Annotated in this window: 23 protein-coding genes and 1 tRNA gene; 14 read left to right on the top strand and 10 right to left on the bottom strand. The window is 67.7% G+C overall.

The window, feature by feature from the left end:
• The 3 genes from Q0P88_RS12445 (at position 1) to trxA (ending at position 2,157) form a co-directional block, all read left to right on the top strand.
• The gene (locus tag Q0P88_RS12445; protein WP_295014610.1) at positions 1 to 645 is read left to right on the top strand and encodes a YigZ family protein; all 645 of its coding nucleotides are present in this window, start codon (positions 1 to 3) and stop codon (positions 643 to 645) included.
• Between the two features lie 163 nt (positions 646 to 808).
• Complete coding sequence (gene trxB / locus Q0P88_RS12440) at positions 809 to 1,762, top strand: thioredoxin-disulfide reductase (protein ID WP_295014608.1); 954 nt, start codon at positions 809 to 811, stop codon at positions 1,760 to 1,762.
• Positions 1,763 to 1,833: 71 nt separating this feature from the next.
• On the top strand, positions 1,834 to 2,157 hold the full coding sequence (gene trxA, locus Q0P88_RS12435) for a thioredoxin (RefSeq protein WP_295014606.1): 324 nt from the start codon (positions 1,834 to 1,836) through the stop codon (positions 2,155 to 2,157).
• 1,230 nt (positions 2,158 to 3,387) lie between these two features.
• On the opposite strand, the gene Q0P88_RS12430 is transcribed toward trxA, so the two are convergent.
• The 9 genes from Q0P88_RS12430 to rpmH all read right to left on the bottom strand — a co-directional run bounded on the left by Q0P88_RS12430 (position 3,388) and on the right by rpmH (position 9,163).
• Positions 3,388 to 3,726 carry a tryptophan synthase subunit alpha gene (locus Q0P88_RS12430; RefSeq protein ID WP_295014604.1) on the bottom strand — a complete coding sequence of 113 codons (339 nt, stop codon included), beginning with the start codon at positions 3,724 to 3,726 and terminating at the stop codon, positions 3,388 to 3,390.
• A gap of 92 nt (positions 3,727 to 3,818) precedes the next feature.
• Entirely contained in the window at positions 3,819 to 4,790 is a 972-nt protein-coding gene (locus tag Q0P88_RS12425; protein WP_295014602.1) for a ParB/RepB/Spo0J family partition protein, read from the bottom strand.
• Positions 4,790 to 5,665: a ParA family protein gene (locus tag Q0P88_RS12420; RefSeq protein ID WP_295014600.1), complete on the bottom strand. Its 876-nt coding sequence runs from the start codon at positions 5,663 to 5,665 to the stop codon at positions 4,790 to 4,792. The genes Q0P88_RS12425 and Q0P88_RS12420 overlap by 1 nt, the downstream gene beginning before the upstream one ends.
• 443 nt (positions 5,666 to 6,108) lie before the next feature.
• On the bottom strand, positions 6,109 to 6,756 hold the full coding sequence (rsmG, locus tag Q0P88_RS12415; protein WP_295014598.1) for a 16S rRNA (guanine(527)-N(7))-methyltransferase RsmG: 648 nt from the start codon (positions 6,754 to 6,756) through the stop codon (positions 6,109 to 6,111).
• A 15-nt stretch (positions 6,757 to 6,771) separates the two neighbouring features.
• On the bottom strand, positions 6,772 to 7,257 hold the full coding sequence (locus tag Q0P88_RS12410; protein WP_295014596.1) for a R3H domain-containing nucleic acid-binding protein: 486 nt from the start codon (positions 7,255 to 7,257) through the stop codon (positions 6,772 to 6,774).
• The gene (yidC, locus tag Q0P88_RS12405; RefSeq protein WP_295014594.1) at positions 7,254 to 8,339 is read right to left on the bottom strand and encodes a membrane protein insertase YidC; all 1,086 of its coding nucleotides are present in this window, start codon (positions 8,337 to 8,339) and stop codon (positions 7,254 to 7,256) included. The genes Q0P88_RS12410 and yidC overlap by 4 nt, the downstream gene beginning before the upstream one ends.
• Before the next feature lie 3 nt (positions 8,340 to 8,342).
• On the bottom strand, positions 8,343 to 8,693 hold the full coding sequence (gene yidD / locus Q0P88_RS12400; RefSeq protein ID WP_295014592.1) for a membrane protein insertion efficiency factor YidD: 351 nt from the start codon (positions 8,691 to 8,693) through the stop codon (positions 8,343 to 8,345).
• Positions 8,690 to 9,022 carry a ribonuclease P protein component gene (gene rnpA / locus Q0P88_RS12395; RefSeq protein ID WP_295014590.1) on the bottom strand — a complete coding sequence of 111 codons (333 nt, stop codon included), beginning with the start codon at positions 9,020 to 9,022 and terminating at the stop codon, positions 8,690 to 8,692. Before rnpA ends, yidD begins: the two co-directional genes overlap by 4 nt.
• Positions 9,023 to 9,025: 3 nt before the next feature.
• The gene (gene rpmH / locus Q0P88_RS12390; protein WP_022879826.1) at positions 9,026 to 9,163 is read right to left on the bottom strand and encodes a 50S ribosomal protein L34; all 138 of its coding nucleotides are present in this window, start codon (positions 9,161 to 9,163) and stop codon (positions 9,026 to 9,028) included.
• 299 nt (positions 9,164 to 9,462) lie between these two features.
• Here rpmH and dnaA point away from each other — a divergent pair, with 299 nt between their 5' ends.
• From dnaA to Q0P88_RS12355, 7 genes are all read left to right on the top strand, one after another.
• Positions 9,463 to 10,860, top strand: coding sequence for a chromosomal replication initiator protein DnaA (gene dnaA, locus Q0P88_RS12385; protein ID WP_295014586.1), 1,398 nt, complete (start codon positions 9,463 to 9,465; stop codon positions 10,858 to 10,860).
• A 486-nt stretch (positions 10,861 to 11,346) separates the two neighbouring features.
• Positions 11,347 to 12,486, top strand: a complete 1,140-nt coding sequence (dnaN, locus tag Q0P88_RS12380; RefSeq protein WP_295014584.1) for a DNA polymerase III subunit beta — start codon at positions 11,347 to 11,349, stop codon at positions 12,484 to 12,486.
• Between the two features lie 134 nt (positions 12,487 to 12,620).
• Positions 12,621 to 13,811 (top strand): DNA replication/repair protein RecF, encoded by a 1,191-nt coding sequence (gene recF / locus Q0P88_RS12375; protein ID WP_295014582.1) that lies wholly within the window; start codon positions 12,621 to 12,623, stop codon positions 13,809 to 13,811.
• Positions 13,804 to 14,289: a DUF721 domain-containing protein gene (locus Q0P88_RS12370; RefSeq protein WP_295014580.1), complete on the top strand. Its 486-nt coding sequence runs from the start codon at positions 13,804 to 13,806 to the stop codon at positions 14,287 to 14,289. The genes recF and Q0P88_RS12370 overlap by 8 nt, the downstream gene beginning before the upstream one ends.
• Before the next feature lie 119 nt (positions 14,290 to 14,408).
• Positions 14,409 to 16,484 carry a DNA topoisomerase (ATP-hydrolyzing) subunit B gene (gene gyrB, locus Q0P88_RS12365; RefSeq protein WP_295014578.1) on the top strand — a complete coding sequence of 692 codons (2,076 nt, stop codon included), beginning with the start codon at positions 14,409 to 14,411 and terminating at the stop codon, positions 16,482 to 16,484.
• 75 nt (positions 16,485 to 16,559) lie between these two features.
• Complete coding sequence (gene gyrA, locus Q0P88_RS12360) at positions 16,560 to 19,127, top strand: DNA gyrase subunit A (protein WP_295014575.1); 2,568 nt, start codon at positions 16,560 to 16,562, stop codon at positions 19,125 to 19,127.
• Positions 19,124 to 19,525 (top strand): DUF3566 domain-containing protein, encoded by a 402-nt coding sequence (locus Q0P88_RS12355; RefSeq protein ID WP_295014573.1) that lies wholly within the window; start codon positions 19,124 to 19,126, stop codon positions 19,523 to 19,525. Before gyrA ends, Q0P88_RS12355 begins: the two co-directional genes overlap by 4 nt.
• An 89-nt stretch (positions 19,526 to 19,614) precedes the next feature.
• On the opposite strand, the gene Q0P88_RS12350 is transcribed toward Q0P88_RS12355, so the two are convergent.
• Positions 19,615 to 20,328 (bottom strand): VIT family protein, encoded by a 714-nt coding sequence (locus tag Q0P88_RS12350; RefSeq protein WP_295014571.1) that lies wholly within the window; start codon positions 20,326 to 20,328, stop codon positions 19,615 to 19,617.
• A gap of 151 nt (positions 20,329 to 20,479) precedes the next feature.
• On the opposite strand from Q0P88_RS12350, the gene Q0P88_RS12345 reads away from it, so the two are divergent.
• From Q0P88_RS12345 to Q0P88_RS12330, 4 genes are all read left to right on the top strand, one after another.
• Positions 20,480 to 21,763, top strand: a complete 1,284-nt coding sequence (locus Q0P88_RS12345; protein ID WP_295014569.1) for a histidine kinase — start codon at positions 20,480 to 20,482, stop codon at positions 21,761 to 21,763.
• Complete coding sequence (locus tag Q0P88_RS12340) at positions 21,751 to 22,452, top strand: response regulator transcription factor (RefSeq protein ID WP_295014567.1); 702 nt, start codon at positions 21,751 to 21,753, stop codon at positions 22,450 to 22,452. The genes Q0P88_RS12345 and Q0P88_RS12340 overlap by 13 nt, the downstream gene beginning before the upstream one ends.
• On the top strand, positions 22,449 to 23,318 hold the full coding sequence (locus tag Q0P88_RS12335) for a hypothetical protein (protein ID WP_295014565.1): 870 nt from the start codon (positions 22,449 to 22,451) through the stop codon (positions 23,316 to 23,318). The genes Q0P88_RS12340 and Q0P88_RS12335 overlap by 4 nt, the downstream gene beginning before the upstream one ends.
• Before the next feature lie 52 nt (positions 23,319 to 23,370).
• A tRNA-Ile gene (locus Q0P88_RS12330) sits at positions 23,371 to 23,444 on the top strand.
• Positions 23,445 to 23,629 lie beyond the last annotated feature (185 nt).

Below are 23,629 nucleotides of genomic sequence, written 5' to 3'. Positions count from 1 at the left end.
ATGTCCTCCTACCCCGACACGATCTCGGAAGCGGTCGAATCCGAGCTCGTCGTGCGGAAGTCCCGGTTCCTCACGATCGTCGCTCCCGCGCGCACGAACGAGGAGGCGGAGGGCGTCGTCGCGGCCCAGCGACGGAGGCACGCGGATGCACGACATCACTGCACCGCGATGATCTTCGGCGTTCACGGGGATCGGGCGCGATCCTCCGACGACGGCGAGCCCTCGGGGACGGCCGGCGTGCCGATGCTCGACGTGCTCCGGCGGCGGGCGATGACGGACGTCGTCGCCGTGGTCACCCGCTACTTCGGCGGCGTCAAGCTCGGTGCCGGCGGCCTCGTCCGCGCATACTCGACCGCGGTGTCGGCTGCGTTGGACACCGCGACACCGGTGCACCGCCGCGAGCTTCGCGAGGCCCTGATCGAGATCCCGCACGCCGACGCCGGTCGTGTCGAGAACGCGCTCAGGGAGTGGGCGTCCACCCACGAGGCGAGTGTGAGCGGCATCTCCTACGCGGCCTGTGCGACGCTCGCACTCTGGATCCCGCCCGCGGCGCACGCCGCCCTGCAGGCCGAGCTCGCATCGCTCTCGGCCGGAACGCTGACGGCCCTCTTCGGCGAGCTGCGCATCACCGATGTCCCGCACTGACCGGGCCTCCCGACCGGGGCGACCGCCCGGGCCGGGCCTCCTCGCAGACCGGCCCTCTGCGCATCGCGGGACGCTCCGCCGTCGGGGACCAAGCGCATGCCCAGCCGTGGAGGAATGTCCCGCGACTACCATGTGTTGAAGCGTGCGAAAGCAAGGAGAGGCAATGCGACAGGTCATCATCATCGGCTCCGGTCCCGCAGGGTTCACCGCGGCGATCTACGCGGCTCGAGCGAACCTGAACCCCGTGCTCGTGGCGAGCTCGGTGGAGGTCGGCGGTGAGCTGATGAAGACCACCGAGGTGGAGAACTTCCCGGGCTTCCCCGAGGGCATCCAGGGCCCCGAGCTCATGGCCAAGATGCAGGAGCAGGCGGAGCGTTTCGGCACCGAGGTGCTCTACGACGACGTCACGGGGCTCGAGCTCGACGGAGAGATCAAGAAGGTCACGCTGGGCAGCGGCACCACTCTCGAAGCCGCGTCCGTGATCTACGCCACAGGCTCCGCCTACCGCACGCTGGGGATCCCCGGCGAGGAGCGGCTCTCCGGGCACGGTGTGTCCTGGTGCGCGACGTGCGACGGGTTCTTCTTCCGGGATCGCACCATCGCCGTCGTCGGTGGCGGCGACTCCGCGATGGAGGAGGCCACGTTCCTGACGAAGTTCGCGTCGAAGGTCTACGTCATCCACCGCAAGGACACGCTGCGCGCTTCCAAGATCATGCAGGAGCGTGCGTTCGCGAACGAGAAGATCGAGTTCATCTGGAACAGCGCGGTCGAGGAGGTCCTCGGTGAGGATGCCACGATCGGTGTGCGCCTCCGCAACACCGTCGACGGATCGGTGAGCGACCTCGATGTCGACGGCCTGTTCATCGCGATCGGGAACGACCCGCGGACGCATCTCGTCCACGGGAAGCTGGACCTCACGCCCGAGGGCACGATCTGGGTGGACGGGCGCTCCTCGCGCACCTCGCAGCCGGGCGTCTTCGCGGCCGGCGACGTCATCGATCCGACCTACCGTCAGGCCGTGACGGCCGCGGGATCCGGCACGGTCGCGGCGCTGGATGTCGAGCACTTCCTCGCCGCTCTCGGCGACGGCTCCCCCTCGACGGCCGCACTGGTCTGACCGAGGGAACATTTCGCCCCGACCGGGCGTTGACGACTCAGAACGTTCACCGTTCACGATCAAGGAGAATCATGACTGCCAAGGCAACCAGCCAGGCGACCTGGGAGCAGGATGTGCTTCAGGCCGAAGGCCCCGTTCTGGTCGACTTCTGGGCCGAGTGGTGCGGCCCGTGTCGCATGGTCGCGCCCGTTCTGGACGAGATCCAGGCCGAGAACGGCGACAAGCTCACCATCCTCAAGCTCAACGTGGATGAGAACCCCGACCTGGCGATGAAGTACCAGATCACGTCGATCCCGGCGATGAAGGTCTTCCAGGGTGGCGAGGTCAAGACCACGATCATCGGCGCCAAGCCGAAGTTCGCTCTCGAGCAGGATCTGGCCGCGTTCCTCGGCTGACCCCCACTCCCCCGAAGCCCCGGTCCTCTCGCAGGATCGGGGCTTCGTTCGTTTCCGCGTGCGGCTCCGTTTCCGAGTGCGGCTCCGCTTCCGCTCGCTCCCTTCTTCTCATGCGTGTCCTCGATGCCGTCGGCGCCACCATCTCGGTGCGATGCGGTTGGCCTGACCTCCCCGCTTCGTCCTTCCTCCGCGACCTGCCCCCTCTTCCTCCTGGCAGGCGACGTTCGAGGGTGCTTCCCTGCGCAGCCCGCTGCCACTTCCCTTCCCGGGGCGGCGTCCGGGAGGGCGTTCCTGCGTGGCCTGCTTCCACTTCGGCCGCGCAGCCGACGTTGGCGAGTGCGCAGCAACAGAGATGTTTCACGTGAAACGCTCTTGAGGTGACGCGTGGACCGGGGCTGTCCATGATCCCGGGCCCTTTCGACCGGGCGCGTTCTCGGACGACAACGTATCCACGGATACGTGCAGCGAGCTCTCAGAACGCATCTTTCCGGTTCTCCTGATTCCGCTGCGCGCGCGGTGCACGTCTTCCGATGGGAGTTCGACGGATCCAGCACTCGGTCGACCAGGGGGTGGGGGTGGAGCATCATGGGCATGGGCTCCTCCGTCGGGGGGTCGTGATCGCAGCTCACGGTTGCGGCAACACCGAACTTCTACGTCGGCCACCCAGTTTCCGACCTTTCTGTGCGGACCATCCAGCGTTGACGTCCCAGCGTTGACGTCCCTGTGATAGCTGCCCTGTGATGCCTTGCTTGACCTCACACCCGTGACAAGCCGCTCCGTACTCACCACCCGTGACAGCCACCCGTGACAGCCACCCGTGACAGCCACCCCTGACAGCCACCCGTGACAGCCACCCCTGACAGCCACTCGTGACAGCTGCCCATTGACGGTCACCCTCTGCCGGTCACCCGGTGCCGGTCACCCGGTGCCGGTCATCCGGTGCCGGTCATCCTCTGCCGGTCACTCTGCAACGAACGCCTGGTGACGCTGAGGACCGACAAGCCCGTGAACGGCTGCATCGTCGCACCCCTGCTGACCAACGGTGCGCCGTTTCACGTGAAACATCTCACACTTGGTTGGTGTGCGGCCCTGTCCGACGATGGTGCGGCCCGAGAAGCTAGAGAGATGCGTGTGGCGCGAGTGCGCTCACGCGGAGACACGAGATGTTTCACGTGAAACGGAACATCGGCGTCGTCGATATCAACAGCGGTGTCCTCGACGTCGACAGCGTCAGAGTCGCGGGTCGTTGGCGAGCAGATCCCAGCGTCGATACTTGGGTCCCTCACCGAGCAGTCCCCAGACGACCCGAGTGAGCTCGGGATAGTCGAGCGCGATACGGCGCAGCACCTCGAAGTTGCGCTCGGCGTCCGGACGCACGCCCCCACTCCCCACGATCTCGTCGGCGCGCAACAAGAACACCACGAGCTCATCGACGCTCGGCAGCTCCTGCATGAAGTCCCAGGGGTCCTCCCCACCGAGAAGTCGCTCCTGTACGAGCACAGCGAGCTCGTCCGCAGCCTCGGCGCGCAGGACTTCGAGGCTGGCGCGACGGCTGGGGGATTCACTCACTCTCTTAGCCTACGCGCGCCCACGGACAGGGGCTCGGATGGTGGCAATCGCCGCCCACTCCGAGCCCCCGAGTCACACGGAGCCGTCGACGGTCAGGACCCGTAGCTCTCCTCACCGATCTCCGCAAGGATGCGGTTCAGGTCTTGGATGGAGGCGAACTCGATCTTCACCTGGCCCTTCCGTGCGCCCAGCGCGATCTGAACACGCGTGTTCAGGCGATCACCGAGCTTGCCGGCCACATCGTCAAGATAGGCGCGGCGCGCGCCCGCGTGGGGCTTCGCCGTGGGCCCCGGGCTCCCCGTCGCGATCGTCTTCGCGGCCTCTTCAGTGGCGCGGACCGAGAGATCCTCGTTCACCACCTTGTCCGCAAGGCGCTGCATGAGCTCAGCATCGTCGAGGGACAGGATCGCGCGGGCATGTCCGGCAGTCAGGACGCCCGCGGCGACCCGCTGTTGGACGGGAACAGGCAGACGCAGAAGGCGGATGGTGTTGCTCACCTGCGGGCGGGACCGTCCGATGCGTGTCGCCAGTGCCTCCTGGGTGATGCCGAAGTCCTCCAAGAGCTGCTGATATGCGGAGGCCTCCTCAAGAGGATTCAGCTGCGAACGGTGCAGGTTCTCGAGCAGCGCATCGCGGAGCAGATCCTCATCCGCCGTCTCGCGCAGGATCGCGGGGATCGAGTCGAGGCCGGCTTCGCGCGCCGCCCGGGTGCGCCGCTCCCCCATGATGAGCTCGTACGCGCCGTCCTCGTTGCGTCGCACGACGACCGGCTGCAGCACGCCGAACTCCCGCACGCTGTGCACGAGCTCGGCCAGATCCTCCTGATTGAAGTGCGTACGGGGCTGCCGCGGGTTCGGGACGATCTCGTTCGGATCGACGCGGATCAGTCGGGCACCGGGGACCGCGACCAGATCATCCTCGACCTCGACAGCCTCGCTGACGATCGCGGGGGCGGCCGTCGAGAGCTTCGCACCGGGGAAGAACACGTCGACCGGCCGCTCGGCGGCATCGGAAGTCGGAATGAGAGCGCCGATCCCGCGCCCCAGTCCCGTTCGTTTGGCCATCAGTGCCCCTTCTCGTTCTCGCTCGCCCTACGGGCGATCTCCACAGCTGCTTCGCGGTATGCGACGGCGCCCACCGAGTGTGCGTCGTAGGCGATGACGGTCTGTCCGAAACTCGGCGCCTCGGACACGCGCACGGATCGAGGAATCACCGTGGTGAGCACTTCATCGGGGAAATGTCCGCGCACCTCCTCCGCCACCTGCTGCGCAAGACGCGTCCGCCCGTCGAACATGGTGAGGAGGATGGTCGACATCCGCAGCGTCGGGTTCAGATGCTTCTGGATCATTCTGATGTTGCCGAGGAGCTGGCTCAGGCCCTCCAGCGCGTAGTACTCGCACTGGATCGGGATCATCACCTCGGTCGCTGCGGTGAAGGCGTTGATCGTCAGCAGGCCCAGCGACGGGGGACAATCGATGATCACCACGTCCTGAGGATGATGCGCGAGATAGTCGTTGAGAGCCGTGCGCAGCCGATGTTCGCGGGCCACCTGCGAGACGAGCTCGATCTCGGCCCCCGCGAGGTGGATGGTGCTGGGTGCGCAGAGGAGATTCGGGGACTCCGGGCTCTGCTGGATGACGTCCGCGAGCTGAGCGTCGCCCACCAGCACGTCGTAGATGCTCTGCAGGTCTGCCGTGTGCGGTACACCCAGGGCGGTTGATGCGTTTCCTTGGGGATCGAGATCGATCACCAGCACCTTCGCACCCAACTCAGCCAATGCCGACGCGACATTCACGGCCGTGGTCGTCTTACCGACCCCGCCCTTCTGATTGGAGATCGTGAAGACGCGCGTCGGCCCGGAGAAATCGACGTGCACCCCCTCCAACGCTTTCCGCCGTGCGGTCAGATCCGCGAGTTCTCGAGCGAGAGGGGTGTCCATCCCGAATCCGGCTGTCGAGGTGACTGAGGACTGTTTCACGTGAAACATCCACTCCTTTCGACGACTTCCGACGGCGACACGACGGAACCTCCACTCTAACGGGCGCGCCCGACAAACCCGGCGTCGAGGCCCAAGTCTGTGCGATGTTTCACGTGAAACGTCGATGTGGACGATGAGTGTCCATGTGGACGACGAGTACCGAGAACCGAAGACCTCGACCACAGGTGGGGCCTCACACGCGGGCGCCCCACCCGTCGCTCCCGCCGCGGAATCAACGAGAACAGAGCACTTCATTCATCGCCCATCAACGGCACGCAGGCCGGTGTGTGCGCACCGGAGCACGATGACCTCGTGCATCAACGCCAGACGAGGCGCACGGCGGAACGTTCAGGTCCCACACGGGTGCCGGCGGCGTGGCGGGGGTGGCCGAGTGACGAGCGGGGTCAGCCGCGAACCGTCGCCCGCACGACCCTCGTCGACTCATCCAGCACTCCCTCACCCAGTGTCTCGACGCGTACGTCGCTGAGGAGGAACTTTCGGATCTGCTTCTGCGCCGCAGTGATCTCGTTCTGCGCGTTCTGCCCTTTGAGAAGCGCGAGCTCGCCCCCGCTGCGCACGAGCGGAGCGGTCCAAGGGATCAAGGTCTTGAGCGCGCTGACGGCACGGGCGGTCACCATGTCGAACGTTCCACTGAGACCCACGTCCTCCGCACGCCCACGGAGCACCGTCACGTTGTCGAGCTCGAGTGCGCGGACCTGCTCGGTCAACCAGTCCACGCGCCGCTCCATGGGTTCGATCAGCGTCCAGTCAACATCCGGCCGGGCGATGGCCAGGACGATCCCCGGCAATCCCGCCCCGGAGCCCACATCCGCCACGGATCCGTGGAAAAGCGGCGCAGCGATCGCGCTGTTCAGGATGTGACGCGTCCAGAGTCGCGGGAGTTCGAGAGGACCGATGAGACCGCGTTCTTCGCCTTCGCGCGTCAGCGCCGACGCGAAAGCGCGCGCACGATCGATGCCTCCCCCGAAGAGGGACTCCGCCACGATCGGCTCGCGCTCCACGGCTCCCGGGGTCGAGGGGGACTCAGCCATGTTTCACGTGAAACGTCAGTGCTTACGGATCACGGTGTGCCGCGTCGGACCCTCACCGTACGACTCGGAGACGAGACCGCGTTCGGCGACGATGTCGTGCACCAGCTTGCGCTCGTAGCTCGACATCGAGGGCAGTGAGGCCTGCGAAGCCCCCTCGTCGAGCTTCGCCACGGCGGAGTCGACGAGACGCTCCAGCTGGGAGCGACGCGCATCGCGGGAGCCGGCCACGTCGAGGATCAGTCGGGAAAAGGATCCGGTGGAGTTCTGCACCGCGAGCCGGGTGAGCTCCTGCAGCGCCTGAACGGTATCCGGAGCGGAGAGCAGACGCAGCCCATCGCCTTCGGCCTCGACCGAAACGTATGCGCGACCCTGTTTGACGTCCAGCGTCAGATCCCCGTCGATGTCCGCGATGTCGAGGAGACCCTCGATGAAGTCCGCGGCGACGTCGCCCTCGTTCTCGAGATCCGCGACGGTCGGCTCTGCGACATCCTGATCGGTCATGCCTGGCTCCCGTTCTGTTCCCTCTTGGCGCGCTTGGCGCTCTTCGGCTGCTGCCTCTTCGGCTGCTGCGCGCGGAGTCGTTCCGCGTCTTCGAGCATCTTCTGCTGCTCGGCCTCGTAGACCGCGACCGGGACGACCTTGCCGTCCGCGTTGATCGCCTTACCCTTGCGCGCCAGCCGCTCCTCGCGCGCTTTGGCCGCGTCGGATCCTGGGGTCGGCATCTCGCGCAGCACCAGGAACTGCTGGCCCATGGTCCACAGGTTGCTGATGAACCAGTAGATGACCACGCCGAGCGGGAAGAACAGGCCCGAGAAGATGAAGCCCAGCGGGAGGATGTAGAGCATGATTCTCTGCATCTGGTACGCCTGACCAGTCTTAGCCTCGGGCGAGAGGTTCTTGGAGATGATCTGCAGCTGCGTGAAGAACTGCGATCCGATCATGAGGATCACCAGGACGACCAGGATCGCGACCGTGGCCTCCCAGCCCGTGGGCTTGTGCTGCACCGCGTCGACCAGGCTCGTGTGCAGCGGCGCCACACCGAACAACGTCGCGTCGTAGAACTGCTTCGTGAGTTCCTTGGACAGGAGCCACACACCGCCGACACCGGCCTCGGCGTGCTTCTTCACATCGCTCAGCGTGTAGAACATGCCGAGCAGGAAGGGCATCTGGACGAGCAGCGGGAGACAGCTCGACATCGGCGTCGTGCCGTGCTTCTTGTAGAGCGCCATCGTCTCGCGGCTCATCGCCTCGCGACTCAGCTGATCACGCTTGCCCTTGTACTTCTCTTGAACTTTCTTTAGTTCGGGGGCGATTTCCATCATCTTGCGCTGGCTCTTGATCTGCCGCACGAAGAGGGGGAAGACCGCAGCGCGGATGACGAGCACGAGGCCGACGATCGACAGCACCCAGGTGAGGCCCGCCGCGCCCGGCAGCCCGATCGTCGTGAACAGCCAGTGCCAGGCGACGAGGATCGCCTCGACGAGCGCCTTGAACGGCCACATGATGGTGCCGAGCAGGTCGAACCCACCGCTCGAGGGCGCGGGCGTCGACGTGGACGCGGCAATCAGGAGGTCGGGACCCACTGTTCAGTCCTTTCGGGAGGGTACGACGAATCCTCGTGGCGTGAGGGCGTGTCGGAAGTTCTTGTGCAGCGGTACGTCGTCCACACCGCCGTGGCTCCAGGGATTGCAGCGCAGGATCCGCCACGCCGAAAGGCCAGCGCCCTTCACCGCACCGTGCTGCTGCACCGCACCTACAGCGTAGGCGGAACACGATGGGTAGTAGCTGCACACGTCGCCGTAGAGCGGAGAGACGATCGTGCGATAGACGGCGAGAAAGCCGAGGACGAGATTCCGTGGGACGAGCGGGATCGCTCGGACCGTGTCCACCGCGTGCAGGTGGGCGCTTCCGCGGGAGTAGGCCGGAAGGGCGCTCACACCGCGCCCCGTTCCACCGCGCGCTCGACATCCGCCAACAGTTCGGCGAACGGCGCCGTCGCGGACGCCGGAAGAGCTCGGATCACGATGTCGATCCCTTCCGGGAGCGGCAATTGCCGCGCACACGCATCCTTGAGGCGTCTGCGCACCGTGTTGCGGACGACCGCATTACCCACCTGCTTGCTCACGATGAAGCCGAAGCGGGTCGGACGCGTCTCCCCGGTGTCCAGCACCGAGACGATCAACCGGGGCCCGCCGTATCGCCGCCCACGCCGAACCGCGGTGCGGTAGTCGGACCCGCGGACCAGGCGATGCGGGCGGGCGAGCACGGATTACGCCGAGAGCTCGGTGCGACCCTTCGCGCGGCGGGCGGAAAGGATCGCGCGGCCGGCACGGGTGCGCATACGGGCGCGGAAGCCGTGCTTCTTGGCGCGACGACGGTTGTTGGGCTGGAAAGTGCGCTTGCTCATGATTACTCCGGGATGGAAGCTGTCACCGGGATCGCTGCGACCGGAGACGGTGGACAAAGACTGCCGAAAGGCATAAGTCAACCGATTAAGGCTACGACGTCGTCCCCGACATCGCAAACCGAGCAGACGGAACTCCTCATTATCCACACCTGTGAGCGGATCCGCCCACAGGGACACGCGTGCCCATCCTGCCCAGTCCTGGCTTGCCCTCGGACCCCCCGGCTGACTACCGTGGCACGAGCACTTATCCACAGGCAGCGTGAACAACTCCGCGGCCGCGCTGAACGCCCGGGGGAACCATGTCCGCAGCCGATGAGACCGACGTTCCGATCTGGGACGAGCTTCTCGCCGAGCTGGTGCGCGACGAGCGGGTCACCGCTCCCCTGCAGGGCTTCCTCAACCTGGCCGTGCCGGTCGGCGTGATGACCGCGACCCTGTACCTCGAGGTGCCCAACGACCTCACCGCGGGCCAGATCAACAAGCGCCTCCGTCTGCCGATCATGGAGGCGCTGTCCCGGATCGGCGACGAGGTGACCTCGTTCCGCGTCACCGTGAACCACGACATGGCGGAGCAGCAGAACGCGCCGCTCCCCGTCGCCGACTTCGCCTCCTCCCGCCCCGAGCCGGCGCGCGTGGAGTCGCCGATCGAACAGCCCACCCCGATCCGCCATGAGTCGCGGCTGAATCCGAAGTACGTCTTCGACAACTTCGTGATCGGCCAGTCCAACCGTTTCGCCCACGCCGCGGCCGTCGCCGTGGCCGAGGCGCCGGCCAAGGCCTACAACCCCCTGTTCATCTACGGCGGCCCAGGACTCGGCAAGACGCACCTCCTGCACGCGATCGGCGACTATGCGCAGTCGCTCTACGCGGGGGTCAAGGTGCGGTACGTGTCGAGCGAGGAGTTCACGAACGACTTCATCAACTCGATCGCGAACAACCGCGGATCCGCTTTCCAGGCGCGCTACCGCGAGGTCGACATCCTGATGATCGACGACATCCAGTTCCTGCAGGGGCGTGCCGAGACGCAGGAGGCGTTCTTCCACACCTTCAACCAGTTGCACGACCACAACAAGCAGGTCGTCATCACGAGCGACGTTCCGCCCAAGCACCTCACCGGATTCGAGGAGCGGATGCGGAGCCGCTTCGAATGGGGTCTCATCACGGACGTGCAGGCACCCGACCTCGAGACCCGCATCGCGATCCTGCGCAAGAAGGCGCAGAGCGAACAACTGCACGTGCCCGACGACGTGCTGGAGTACATCGCCACGAAGGTCTCGTCCAACATCCGCGAGCTCGAGGGCGCCCTCATCCGCGCCACGGCGTTCGCGAACCTGAACCGGTCCGCCCTCGACATCGCCACGGCGCAGACCGCGCTGCGCGACATCGTGGATCAGGACGAGGACAGCATCATCTCGCCGACCGACATCATCACGACGACGGCGAACTACTTCAAGCTGACCGAGGACGATCTGTACGGGTCGAGCCGATCGCAGCAGATCGCGACCGCCCGGCAGATCGCCATGTACCTCTGCCGAGAGCGCACGAACCTCTCCCTGCCCAAGATCGGCCAGCTCTTCGGCAACCGCGACCACACCACCGTGATGTACGCGTACAAGAAGATCAGCGAGCTCATGAAGGAGCGCCGGGCCATCTTCAACCAGGTCTCCGAGATCACCGGACAGCTCAGCCGGCGCTGACCGCTCCCCACCGGACGTCGTTCCCGATCCGATTCGGGACAAGCATCCTGGCATGAGCGCATGCCGAAGTCCACATGTGGATAACTTGGGGATATCTCGGCTCACACCCCGCCCCGAATCCCCATGGAACGGGGTGAACTGTGGATAACTTGCCACGACAGCGGACGACCTCCTCGTCAGCGACCCCACGGATTCCGCAGGATCTCCACAAGTCACACCGTTGTGGTTCCTTAGTCCCGCCACGCATCCCCAGAGTTATCCACAGTATCCACAGGCGTTAACACCGTTAAGAACTCTTCCGGGATAGGGGGCCATCGATCACCTGAGGGGCCCGTCCTGGGGATGGATCCGCCCGGAGGGTGTTTTCGGACCCTGGGCGCTCGTTCGGCGCACGAACGTGGCATTAGCATGGGATCCCGTGGCGTTCGCCATGCGGCGGAAGGTGCTCGACGTGACCTCCCGCTACCCAACGACGAAGGAGCGCCGGTGAGGTTCCAGGTCAATCGCGATGTCTTCAGCGAAGCAGTGTCCTTCGTCGTCAAGCTGCTGCCCCAGCGCAACCCGCAGCCGATCCTGGCCGGAGTGCTCATCGAGGCGGGACCAGAGGGACTGACCCTGTCGGCCTTCGACTACGAGGCCTCCGCGCGGACCACCATCGAGGCCACCGTTGACGAACCGGGCACGATCCTCGTCCACGGACGGCTCCTCTCCGACATCGCGAGCCGTCTGCCGAACGCCCCCATCGAGATCTCGGTCGAGGAGGATGGCGGCGTCGCCGTCCGATGCGGATCCGCCCGCTTCACCCTCGCGGCCATGCCGGTCGAGGAATATCCCTCGATCCCCGAGGTCACGGGATCCTCCGGGCTCGTCCCTGCGGAAGACTTCAGCACCGCGATCTCGCAGGTCGGCTTCGCCGCATCGCGTGACGACGTGACTCCCGTGCTCACCGGTGTGCAGCTCGAGGTCAGCGGAACGACGCTGAGCCTGGTCGCCACGGACCGCTACCGCGTTTCGCTGCGCGACGTCCCCTGGGACGGCGCCGAGGCTGAGCAGACCGCGCTCGTCCCCGCGAGGACGCTGCAGGAGGTCGGCAAGACCTTCGGGCACGCCGGAACCATCCAGATCACGTTCTCGGGGGCCGGCGATCGCGAGATCATCGCCTTCACCGCGGGCAACAAGACCGTCACGTCGCTGCTGATCAAGGGCAACTTCCCGCCCGTGCGCCGCCTTTTCCCGGAGCAGACCGACCATCACGCGATCGTCAACACCGCGGATCTGGTCGAGGCGGTCCGTCGTGTCGCCCTCGTGCTCGATCGCTCGGCGCCACTGCGGTTCACCTTCGACACGAGCTCCGTGACGATGGACGCCTCCGGTGGCGAGCAGGCCCGCGCGTCCGAGTCGGTCGACGCACACCTGAACGGCGAGGACGTGACGCTCGGGCTCAACCCGCAGTACCTCCTGGAGGCGCTCAGCGCGCTGAAGAGCGAGTTCGTGCGGGTCACGTTCACCTCCTCCGACAACGCGAACAAGCTCAGCCCGGTGCTCATCACCAGCCAGACCTCGGTGGATCAGGCAGGTCTCGACTCGTTCAAGTACCTCCTGCAGCCCAACCTCCTGCTGCGCTGATGCGGTGAGGCGGCGCGGGCCGGTCCACATCCGGATCCCGCTGTGCCGGATCCGGGCGGATTCCGCCGGCGGGTGTGGTTGGTCGCCGCACCGGACCGGTCCCGCTGTCGGGGGCCGCGGGTAAGGTTGCTCGGGTGATTGTGGAGCACCTCAGCCTCGTGGACTTCCGCAATTACGCGACCGCCGAACTCACGCTGCATCGCGGACCGAACGTGCTCGTCGGCAGCAACGGACAGGGCAAGACGAATCTGGCCGAGGCCATCGTCTTCCTCGCGACGCTCGGCTCCCATCGCGTTTCCTCCGATGCGCCGATGGTCCGCGACGGCACGGAGGCCGCGGTCGTGCGCGCCCGACTCGCCCACGGAACGCGAAAAGTCCTGGTCGAGACGCAGATCAATCGCCAGGGATCGAACAAGGCTCGGATCAACGGCTCCCCCGGGCGCACGGCCGACCTGCCCCGGTACGCCCACGTCGTGCTCTTCGCGCCGGAGGATCTGCAGATCGTGCGCGGCGATCCGTCCTCCCGCCGCCGGTTCGCGGACCAGCTCCTCGTGCAGCGTGCGCCGCGGATGTCCGCGGTGCTCGGCGACTACGACCGGGTGCTGCGGCAGCGCACGGCGCTCCTCAAGTCGGCGCGCGCCCGCGGGATCAAGGCGGAGGCGCTGACCACCCTCGACGTCTGGGACGAGAAGCTCGTCGCGCTCGGATCCGAGATCGTCGACGCGCGCACGCGCCTCGCCGCCGACCTGCAGCCCGGTCTCACGGACTCTTACGCCGCGATCGCCGGCGCCGATCACGACCCGCGTCTGCACTGGGCGCAGTCGATCCGCGGGGGCGACCCCGAGGAGGGGCTCGACGCCGACGCCGCGGCGAGGGCGGGAACCACCGAAGAACTCTTCCGCGAGGCCCTCGCGGCGAAGCGCGGGGCAGAGCTCGAACGAGGGCTCACGCTCGTCGGCCCGCACCGCGACGACCTGCTGCTGCGCGTGCGCGATCTCCCGGTCAAGGGCTACGCCTCGCACGGCGAATCGTGGTCGATCGCGCTGGCACTGCGACTGGCATCCGCCGAGCTGCTGCGCCGCGAGTCCCCGGCGGGCGATCCTGTGCTCATCCTCGACGACGTCTTCGCCGAACTCGACGCCGAGCGCCGCCGCCGCCTCGCCGGCATCACCGCCGGGTACGAGCAGGTGCTCGTCACCGCCGCGGTCGAGGAGGACATCCCCGAGGTGCTGCACCGGCATGTCGTCCGGATCGCGCACGGCACGATCACGGACGAGCGCGAGGATGCCGCGCCTGAGGCGGCGGAGGAGCGCACGCATGGCTGAGCACGACGACGTGCCGGAGACCGTCGCGACCTATCTGCGCCTGCGCGGGCTGAAGCCGAGCGCCAAGAACTGGAAGCGCAAGAAGCGTCTCGTCGACGACGAGAACGCCCCGTTCACCCCGGGCCGCGATCCCGGATCGCTCGGCGACGTGCTCGCCACCCTCACCCGCGACGCCGGCTGGGAGGCCGCGCTCAGCCGGGAGGACCTCGTCCTGCAGTGGGCGGAGCTCGCCGGACCCGACACCGCCAAGCATTCGGAGCCGGTCTCCCTCGAGGGCGGCATGCTCACCGTCAAGTGCGACTCGACGGCGTGGGCCAAGAACCTGCAGTACATGCGTGCGGTCATCATCACGGAGATCGGACGACGCTACCCCGAGGCGGGCGTGCAGAACCTCCGCTTCGTGGGACCGGACGTCCCCTCGTGGAAATGGGGTCCCAGAGTCGCTCCAGGGCGCGGTCCGCGCGATACCTACGGCTAGGGCATGATCCATCCCGTCCGCGGGGTGTTCAGGCGCGCAGAAGGCCGCACAACGAGACAAGCAGGGGTCTTTCCGATAGACTGGACCCCTAGATCTTCGATGTGGAGCCCCTCTCTCAGATGACACCTGAAACCCCCTCTGACGCGAACGAATCGACTCAGAACGACGCGACCCGGGCGGGGGCTTCCACTCCGGCCGATTCCGCGATCCGGCCGTCCGACGAGTACGGCGCCGACTCGATCCAGATCCTCGAAGGACTCGAGGCCGTCCGCAAGCGTCCCGGCATGTACATCGGCTCGACCGGGCCGCGCGGGCTCCACCATCTCGTGTACGAGATCGTCGACAACTCGGTCGACGAGGCCTTGGCCGGCTACGCCGACACCATCCTCGTCACGCTCCTCGCCGACGGCGGCGTGCGCGTGATCGACAACGGCCGCGGCATCCCCGTCGACCCGCACTCCTCCGACCCGTCGAAGTCGACGGTCGAGGTCGTGCTCACGATCCTGCACGCCGGCGGCAAGTTCGGCGGCGGGGCGTACGCCGTCTCGGGCGGTCTGCACGGCGTGGGATCGTCGGTCGTGAACGCACTCTCCACGCGCTTCGAGGTCGAGGTCAGGCAGAAGGGCTACGTCTGGCGGCACAGCTTCGCCGAGGGCGGGGTGCCGCAGCAGCAGCTCGAGCGCGGCGAGGAGACCACGGAAACCGGAACGACTATCACGTTCTGGCCGGACGGGACGATCTTCCAGGAATCCGTCGAGTTCGACTACGACACGCTGCGCACGCGTTTCCAGCAGATGGCCTTCTTGAACAAGGGCCTGCGGATCGAGCTGCGGGACGAGCGTCCCTCCGCGGTCATCGAGGAGGAGGTCGACGGCACCGTCGTCTCCCGTCAGCGTGAGGACGTGTTCTTCTACGAGCGCGGCCTCGTCGACTACGTCGAGTACCTCAACCACGCCCGCCGTGCGGAGGTCGTGAACGACGAGATCATCGCCTTCGAGTCCGAGGATCCCGAGCGCAAGATCTCGCTCGAGGTCGCGATGCAGTGGACCACGGGCTACACCGAGAACGTCTTCACGTACGCGAACACGATCAACACGCACGAGGGCGGCACGCACGAGGAGGGCTTCCGTGCGGCGCTCACCACGCTCGTGAACCGGTACGCCCGCGCGAACAACCTGCTCAAGGAGAAGGACGACAACCTCTCCGGCGACGACGTGCGCGAAGGCCTCACCGCCGTCATCTCGATCAAGCTCGGCGAGCCCCAGTTCGAGGGTCAGACCAAGACCAAGCTCGGCAACACCGAGGCGAAGGCGTTCACGCAGAAGGTCGTCGGCGATCAGCTCGGCGACTGGTTCGATCGCAACCCCGTGCAGGCGAAGAACGTCGTGCGCAAGGCGATCGACGCGGCGACCGCGCGCATGGCCGCCCGCAAGGCGCGCGAGACCGCGCGCCGCAAGAGCGTCTTCGAGTCGGCCGCCATGCCGGACAAGCTCAAGGACTGCACGAGCAAGGACCCCTCGATCTCCGAGATCTTCCTCGTGGAGGGCGACTCGGCCGGCGGATCCGCAGTGCAGGGGCGCGATCCGCACACGCAGGCGATCCTCGCCCTGCGCGGCAAGATCCTCAACGTCGAACGCGCCCGGCTCGACAAGGCGCTCGCCAACAAAGAGGTCCAGGCGATGATCCAGGCCTTCGGCACGGGCATCGGCGAGGACTTCGACCTCGACAAGGCGCGGTATCACAAGATCGTGCTCATGGCCGATGCCGACGTCGACGGCCAGCACATCACGACGCTGCTGCTCACGCTGCTGTTCCGCTACATGCGGGGCCTCATCGAGGCGGGCTTCGTGTTCCTCGCGATGCCGCCCCTGTACCGGCTGAAGTGGACGAACGCCGCGCACGAGTACGTGTTCAGCGACGGCGAGCGCGACGTGCGGATGGACGAGGGCCTCGCCAGCGGCAAGCGCATCCCGAAGGACGCCGGCATCCAGCGCTACAAGGGCCTCGGCGAGATGAACGCCAAGGAGCTGTGGGAGACCACGATGGACCACACCACCCGCACGTTGCGCCAGGTGACCATCGAGGACGCCGCGGCCGCCGACGAGATCTTCAGCGTGCTGATGGGCGAGGACGTCGAGTCGCGCCGCAGCTTCATCCAGCGCAACGCGAAGGACGTGCGGTTCCTCGACATCTGACGAACCGCGGCCACGAGAGAGCACCGTCTCCCCTGCGCCGCGGAATCGTCCACCGAACGGAAATGAAGAGAGCACATGGCTGACGACGAAGAGATCATCACCAACGAAGGTGCCCAGGTCCTCCGGGACGGGCACAACCACGGACGAATCGACCAGGTCGATCTGCAGTCCGAGATGCAGCGGTCGTACCTCGACTACGCGATGGCGGTCATCGTCGGGCGCGCCCTGCCGGATGTACGCGACGGCCTCAAGCCCGTGCACCGCCGGGTGATCTACGGCATGTACGACGGCGGGTTCCGTCCCGACAAGTCGTTCTCCAAGTGCGCGCGCGTCGTCGGCGAGGTCATGGGTCAGTACCACCCGCACGGCGACTCCGCGATCTACGACGCGCTCGTGCGGCTCGTGCAGCCCTGGTCGCTGCGCTACCCGCTCGCGCTCGGACAGGGCAACTTCGGATCCCCCGGCAACATGGGCGCCGCGGCGCCGCGGTACACCGAGACCAAGATGGCTCCCCTCGCGCTGGAGATGGTGCGCGACATCGAGGAGAACACGGTCGACTTCTCCGACAACTACGACGGGCAGACGCAGGAGCCCGACGTGCTGCCGGCGCGCTTCCCGAACCTGCTCGTGAACGGCTCGGTCGGGATCGCGGTCGGCATGGCCACGAACATCCCGCCGCACAACCTGCGCGAGGTGTCCGAGGCGGCGCTCTGGGCGCTCGAGAACCCGGATCTGCCCCGTGAGGAGCTCCTCGACGGGCTGATCCAGCGCGTGCCGGGGCCGGACTTCCCCACCGGCGCGCAGATCCTCGGCACCAAGGGGATCCACGAGGCGTACCGCACCGGCCGCGGCTCCATCACGATGCGCGCGGTCGTGGGCGTCGAGGAGATCCAGGGGCGCACGTGCCTGGTCATCACCGAGCTGCCGTACCAGGTCAACCCGGACAACCTGGCCGTCAAGATCGGCGACCTCGTGCGCGAGGGTCGGATCTCCGGCATCGCCGACATCCGGGACGAGTCCAGCGACCGGACCGGGCAGCGCCTCGTCGTGGTGCTCAAGCGCGATGCGGTCGCCAAGGTCGTGCTCAACAACCTCTACAAGCACACCCAGCTGCAGGACAACTTCGGCGCGAACATGCTCGCGATCGTCGACGGCGTCCCGCGCACGCTCGCGCTGGACGGCTTCATCAGCCACTGGCTCGACCACCAGATCGACGTCATCGTGCGGCGCACGCGCTTCCGTCTGGCCAAGGCCGAGGCGCGCATGCACATCCTGCGGGGCTACCTCAAGGCGCTCGACGCGCTGGACGAGGTCATCGCCCTGATCCGTCGCTCCCCCACGGTCGACGAGGCGCGCAGCGGACTGAAGACGCTGCTCGACATCGACGACGACCAGGCCGACGCGATCCTCGCGATGCAGCTGCGCCGCCTCGCCGCCCTCGAACGCCAGAAGATCATCGACGAGGCCACCGAGCTCGAGGCGCAGATCGTCGACTACAAGGAGATCATCGCGGATCCGCTGCGCCAGCGCGGCCTCATCCGCGAGGAGCTCACCGCGATCGTCGACCGCTTCGGGGATGACCGGCGCACGCACATCCTGCACGGCTTCGACGGCGACGTCTCGATGGAGGACCTCATCGCCGAGGAGGAGATGGTCGTCACCGTCACGCGCGAGGGCTACATCAAGCGCACGCGCAGCGACAACTACCGCTCGCAGCACCGCGGCGGCAAGGGCGTCAAGGGTGCGCAGCTGCGCGCCGACGACCTCGTCGAGCACTTCTTCGTGACGACCACGCACCACTGGCTGCTGTTCTTCACCGACAAAGGCCGGGTCTACCGCGCGAAGGCGTATGAGATCCCGGAGGCCGGCCGCGATGCGAAGGGTCAGCACGTCGCCAACCTCCTCGCCCTGCAGCCGGAGGAGAAGATCGCGCAGATCCTGGATCTCCGCGACTACGCCGCGGCCGACTACCTCGTGCTCGCGACCCGCGGCGGACTCGTCAAGAAGAGCCGCCTGGGCGACTACGACACCAACCGCCAGGGCGGCGTCATCGCGATCCGGCTCCGTGAGGACGACGAGCTGGTGAGCGCGTTCCTCGCCGATGCGACCGACGACATCCTCCTCATCAGCCGCCATGGCATGTCCGTGCGCTTCCACGCCACCGACGAGGCGCTGCGTCCGATGGGACGGGCGACCGAGGGCGTCAAGGGCATGAAGTTCTCCGGATCCGACAGCCTCCTCTCGGCGTCCCTCGTCATCGCGGGCAGCTTCGTGTTCGTCGTGACGGACGGCGGATACGCGAAGCGCACCTCGGTCGACGAGTACCGCGTGCAGGGGCGTGGCGGACAGGGCATCAAGGTCGCGAAACTGAACGATGACCGGGGCATTCTCGCCGGCGGTCTCATCGTCCAGGAGGACGACGAGGTCCTTGTGGTTCTTGCCAGCGGCAAGGTGGTACGCTCCTCCGTGGCCGAGGTGCCGGCCAAGGGCCGCAACACCATGGGGGTCGTGTTCGCACGGCCCGACGACGGGGATCGCATCCTCGCGATCGCGCGGAACACGGAGCGCGGTCTGGCCGAATCCGACGAGTCCGAGGACTCCGCCGCGGAGTCCCAGAACCCGACCGAAGGAGCAGACGCATGAGCACGGTAGCCGACAAGCTCGCGAAGAAATCGTCCCGCAAGACCTCCGGCAAGCAGGTGCGCCTGCGCCTGGTCTACATCGACTTCTGGTCAGCCGTGAAGCTGTCGTTCCTCGGTGCGATCGCGATCGCGGTCGTCACGCTCGTGTCGTTCCTGCTCATCTACATGGTGATGTCCGCGACCGGTCTCATCGCGAAGGCCGATGACTTCGTCGCGGGCTTCGCCGAGGGGCTCAAGGTCAGCACGTACATCGGGCTTCCGCAGGTGCTCGCGTTCGGATCCGTCTGCGCCATCCTGAACCTCATCGTGTTCACGGTGCTCGGCGCCGTCGTCGCCGGCATCTACAACCTCGCGGTCAAGGTCACCGGAGGCCTGTTGGTCGGCTTCACCTCGAACTGATCGTGCAGATCTGAGCGGTACGACGAAGGCCCGGGCATCGACCCGGGCCTTCGTCGTCGGCGAGTGAGGTCGACGCGGTGCGGGAGGGATCAGACGACACCCGTCGTCCCGAGCAGCGTCCCGATCAGCCAGGTGGCGGCGAGGGCCAGCGCCCCGCCGATCACGAGCCGGATCGACGCCCGCATCGGGCTGGATCCGCCGATCCGCGCGCTGATCGCTCCCGTCGCCGCCAGGGCCACGAGCACGGCCGCGAACGTGATCGGGATCCGCAGGCCCGGCGGGGGCAGCAGGATCGCGAGGAGCGGCAGCAGGGCGCCGATCGTGAAGGAGATCGCCGAGGAGATCGCGGCGTGCCAGGGGTTGACGAGGTCGTCCTGATCGATGCCGAGCTCGACCTCGAGGTGCGCCGCGAGGGCGTCGTGCGCGGTGAGCTCCTCCGCGACCCGCTGGGCGGTCTCCGGTGTGAGCCCCCGGCTGCGATAGAGCGCGGTCAGCTCCGCGAGCTCGGCCTCCGGCATCGTGCGCAGTTCCTCGCGCTCCTTCGCGATGAGCGCGTGCTCGCTGTCGCGCTGACTCGACACGGACACGTACTCGCCGAGCGCCATCGAGATCGCGCCGCCGATGAGCCCTGCGAGACCGGCGACGAGCAGCGCGGCGTTGTCGCTGGACGCGCCGGCGACGCCGACCACGAGCGAGGCGACGGACACGATGCCGTCGTTCGCGCCGAGCACGCCCGCGCGCAGCCAGTTGAGGCGCTGGCCGAGGCCGGCGCCGTGGGGTTCATCGGGATGAGGCACGGTCATGGGACTAGGCAACCACCGGTCTCCGTGGACGTCCAGCCAGGTGAGGCTTGCATGACCCCGTGACTCGGGCGCGAGGGATTCGGGAAAACCCGAATCCGATCCTCCGGATCCCTCCGTTCCTCCGTCCCGATCCCGCCCGTACCGTGGAGGCATGTCCACACCCCCGGCCGCCGCTCCTCCCGCGCCCGCCCCGCCCACCCGCCGGAAACCGCACCCGCCGTACCGGATCCTGGTGACCGTTCTCGAGCTCGCGGCGCTCGGCGTCGCCGGGGCGGCCGTCTCGACCGTCCTCGCGACCTTCGCCGGGGTGAGCTTCGGGCTCGTCTTCGTCGGCATCGGGCTCGTCTTCCTCGTCGGGCTGCTCTACGCACTCTTCGGGGTCGCCTGGTTCGAGATCGCCCGTCTGAACGGCCTCTACGGCTACGACCTGCCTGCGCTCCGCTGGCGGCCGCGGGAACGCCCGGGGTTCGCCGGCTGGCTGCGCTCGCTCTGGCGGCAGGCCTACAACGGCCGCATGTGGCGGGCCCTGGCGAACTTCGCGATCGCCTGCGCGTTCGGATCCCTCGTGCTGCGCCTGTTCTCCTGGTTCGGGTGGTCCGTGGTGAGCGCCTTCCTGCCGCTCTTCGGGGCGGAGCAGGCCGACACCGGCTGGGGAACGCGCTACCCGGTCGTGTGGGCGCCGGTGCTCGGCGGACTTGCCGCCGCCGCCGCGCTCGTCGGGATCGTGGGGCTGGCGCTGCTGCATCGCGTGATCTCCCGCGGGATCGTCGTCACCCCGGATCGGGCGGGTGCGCTGAGGGAGCAGGTGCGCACGAGCTCGGCGCAGCGGGCCGGCGCGGTGCGCGCGGCCGACGTCGAGCGCACCCGCATCGAGCGCGATCTGCACGACGGGGTCCAGCCCCGGCTTGTGTCCGTCGGGATGACGCTCGGGATGGCGCAGCAGAAGATCGACAGCGATCCGGAGGCCGCCAAGGCCCTCATCGCCGAGGCGCACACATCGACCAAGGCGGCCATCACCGAGCTGCGCCAGCTCGCGCGGGGGATCCACGCCTCGGTGCTGGACGATCGCGGGCTCGACGCCGCGCTCTCCGCGCTCGCGGGCCGATCTCCCGTGCCGGTGATCCTGGATGTGCGCCTGGACGGACGGTGCTCCCGCGAGGCGGAGGCCGCGGTGTACTTCACCATCGCAGAGTCCCTCACGAACGCGGCCAAGCACTCCCGTGCGAGCGAGTGCCGCGTGGTCGTGCGCGTGCGCGACGGCGGAACGCTCTGGGCGCGCGTCGAGGACAACGGCGTCGGAGGGGCGAAGGTCGTCCCCGGCGGGGGGCTGGACGGCATCGGCAACCGGGCGCTCGCAGCCGGGGGGAGCATCCGCCTGGACAGCCCGGTCGGCGGACCCACCAGCCTGGAGGTGAGCGTCCCGTGCGCATCCTGATCGTCGAGGACTCCGTGCTCCTCAGGGAAGGGCTCGTCCGCCTGCTCGAAGACGCCGGGCACGACGTGGTGGCGGCGCTCCCGGACGCGACCGATCTGGACGCTCGCGTCGACGGCACCGATCCCGAGCTGTGCATCCTCGACGTGCGTCTTCCGCCGACCTTCGTGGACGAGGGGATCCGTGCGGCGCTGTCCTTGCGCCGCCGCATCCCGCGGCTTCCGCTGCTCGTGCTCTCGCAGTACGTCGAGGAGCGCTACGCGAGCGACCTGATCGCCGCCCAGAGCCCGACCGGGCAACGGGCGTCCGGCCCCCTGGGCTACCTGCTGAAGGATCGGGTGGCGGACGTCGCCGAGTTCATCGCCTCGGTCGAGCGGATCGCGGCCGGATCCACGGTGCTCGATCCCGAGGTCGTCGCGCAGTTGCTCACCCGCCGCACGCAGGACGACCGGTTGCAGAGCCTCACCGACCGGGAGCGCTCGGTGCTCGCGATGATCGCCGAGGGCAAGTCGAACCAGGCCATCGCGGCGACCCTCTTCCTCTCCGAGGCGAGCGTGGAGAAGCACATCACGGCGATCTTCCAGAAGCTCGGCCTCGAACCCGACGAGTCCGGCAACCGCCGGGTGCTCGCCGCCATCGCCCACATCGAGAACGCGGGGCTGAACGGCCCCCAGACAGGAATGAGTCGATGACGAACCTCACCCCTCCCCCTGCCCCGTCGAGCGATCCCCGGATCCCCGCCGCGGCCGTCCGTCCGCCCCGGCGGCGCGCGACCACGGCGATCACCACCGCGGCGATCATCGTCGGCGCCCTCTCGCTCGCCGCGACTGGTGGGGGCGCCGCTGTCGCCGCGACCGGGCAGATCTCCGGATCGACCACGGCGGCGAGCACGACCGTGGATGCCGCCGGCGCCCGGGCGCTCACCCTCGACGCGAGCGCCGGGGCCGTGACCATCCGCTTCGCCGACGTCACGAAGGCGACGCTGCGCACGGAGGGCGTGCGCGGTGCGGACTGGACCCTGGATCGCTCGGGCGACACCCTCCGGGTGCGCAGCGCCGACGCGCCGTTCGGGTGGTGGCTGGGCAGCTGGTTCTCGGACGGGCCGCGGATCGCCCTCACGCTCCCCCGGGCGCTGCAGGGCGCGCTCGACGCCGACCTCACGCTCGACGCCGGATCCCTCGATGCACGCGGCGACTTCCGCGCCCTGACGACGACGATGAGCGCCGGATCCCTGTCGGTCGACGCCTCGGCGGACTCGCTCACGACGCGGGTCGACGCGGGTTCGGCGAACCTGCGGGTGCGCGATGCCGCTACCGCCGACCTGCAGATGTCGGCAGGGCGCATCACGGCGACGCTGACCGGTTCCGCACCGGACTCCGTGCGTCTGGACGTGAGTGCGGGATCCCTGGATCTCACCCTCCCGTCGGGTGCCTACGCGCTGACCAAGGACGTGTCCGCCGGATCGCTCGACACGCGGATTCCGACCGACCCGTCGTCCTCGCATCGCATCCAAGCCGACCTGTCCGCAGGGAGCATCACGCTGCGCTCCGGGGACTGAGCATCGATTTCGCTTTCGCTGCCCCGTCCGGTAAAGTCTTCAAGGTTGAAACGGGGCTATAGCTCAGGCGGTTAGAGCGCTTCACTGATAATGAAGAGGTCCCAGGTTCAAGTCCTGGTAGCCCCACCGACACCGAGAACGGATCCGCATCGCGCGGGTCCGTTCTCTCGTTCCCGCCGGTGGCACCGCCTGCGCTTTTGCGGCGAGCGGAGCGCGCCGGTATGCTCGATCGGGCGGTTCCGCGAGGATCCGTGCACGGGGCCTTAGCTCAGTTGGTAGAGCGCCTGCTTTGCAAGCAGGATGTCAGGAGT

This window comes from uncultured Microbacterium sp. (assembly GCF_945952435.1).
Lineage (GTDB): Bacteria > Actinomycetota > Actinomycetes > Actinomycetales > Microbacteriaceae > Microbacterium.
Note: the sequence above shows the minus strand (reverse complement) of the source record. Positions and strands in the feature narration are given on the sequence as shown.

Excerpts from the sequence above, each read along its gene's own strand:
- Q0P88_RS12345 (WP_295014569.1), top strand. The coding sequence starts at position 20,480 with ATGTCCACACCCCCGGCCGCCGCTCCTCCCGCGCCCGCCCCGCCCACC.
- Q0P88_RS12355 (WP_295014573.1), top strand. The coding sequence starts at position 19,124 with ATGAGCACGGTAGCCGACAAGCTCGCGAAGAAATCGTCCCGCAAGACC.
- Q0P88_RS12420 (WP_295014600.1), bottom strand. The coding sequence starts at position 5,665 with ATGGACACCCCTCTCGCTCGAGAACTCGCGGATCTGACCGCACGGCGG.
- trxA (WP_295014606.1), top strand. The coding sequence starts at position 1,834 with ATGACTGCCAAGGCAACCAGCCAGGCGACCTGGGAGCAGGATGTGCTT.
- gyrB (WP_295014578.1), top strand. The coding sequence starts at position 14,409 with ATGACACCTGAAACCCCCTCTGACGCGAACGAATCGACTCAGAACGAC.
- Q0P88_RS12335 (WP_295014565.1), top strand. The coding sequence starts at position 22,449 with ATGACGAACCTCACCCCTCCCCCTGCCCCGTCGAGCGATCCCCGGATC.
- trxB (WP_295014608.1), top strand. The coding sequence starts at position 809 with ATGCGACAGGTCATCATCATCGGCTCCGGTCCCGCAGGGTTCACCGCG.
- dnaA (WP_295014586.1), top strand. The coding sequence starts at position 9,463 with ATGTCCGCAGCCGATGAGACCGACGTTCCGATCTGGGACGAGCTTCTC.
- rsmG (WP_295014598.1), bottom strand. The coding sequence starts at position 6,756 with ATGGCTGAGTCCCCCTCGACCCCGGGAGCCGTGGAGCGCGAGCCGATC.
- Q0P88_RS12445 (WP_295014610.1), top strand. The coding sequence starts at position 1 with ATGTCCTCCTACCCCGACACGATCTCGGAAGCGGTCGAATCCGAGCTC.
- Q0P88_RS12425 (WP_295014602.1), bottom strand. The coding sequence starts at position 4,790 with ATGGCCAAACGAACGGGACTGGGGCGCGGGATCGGCGCTCTCATTCCG.
- gyrA (WP_295014575.1), top strand. The coding sequence starts at position 16,560 with ATGGCTGACGACGAAGAGATCATCACCAACGAAGGTGCCCAGGTCCTC.
- Q0P88_RS12370 (WP_295014580.1), top strand. The coding sequence starts at position 13,804 with ATGGCTGAGCACGACGACGTGCCGGAGACCGTCGCGACCTATCTGCGC.
- rpmH (WP_022879826.1), bottom strand. The coding sequence starts at position 9,163 with ATGAGCAAGCGCACTTTCCAGCCCAACAACCGTCGTCGCGCCAAGAAG.
- Q0P88_RS12410 (WP_295014596.1), bottom strand. The coding sequence starts at position 7,257 with ATGACCGATCAGGATGTCGCAGAGCCGACCGTCGCGGATCTCGAGAAC.
- Q0P88_RS12350 (WP_295014571.1), bottom strand. The coding sequence starts at position 20,328 with ATGACCGTGCCTCATCCCGATGAACCCCACGGCGCCGGCCTCGGCCAG.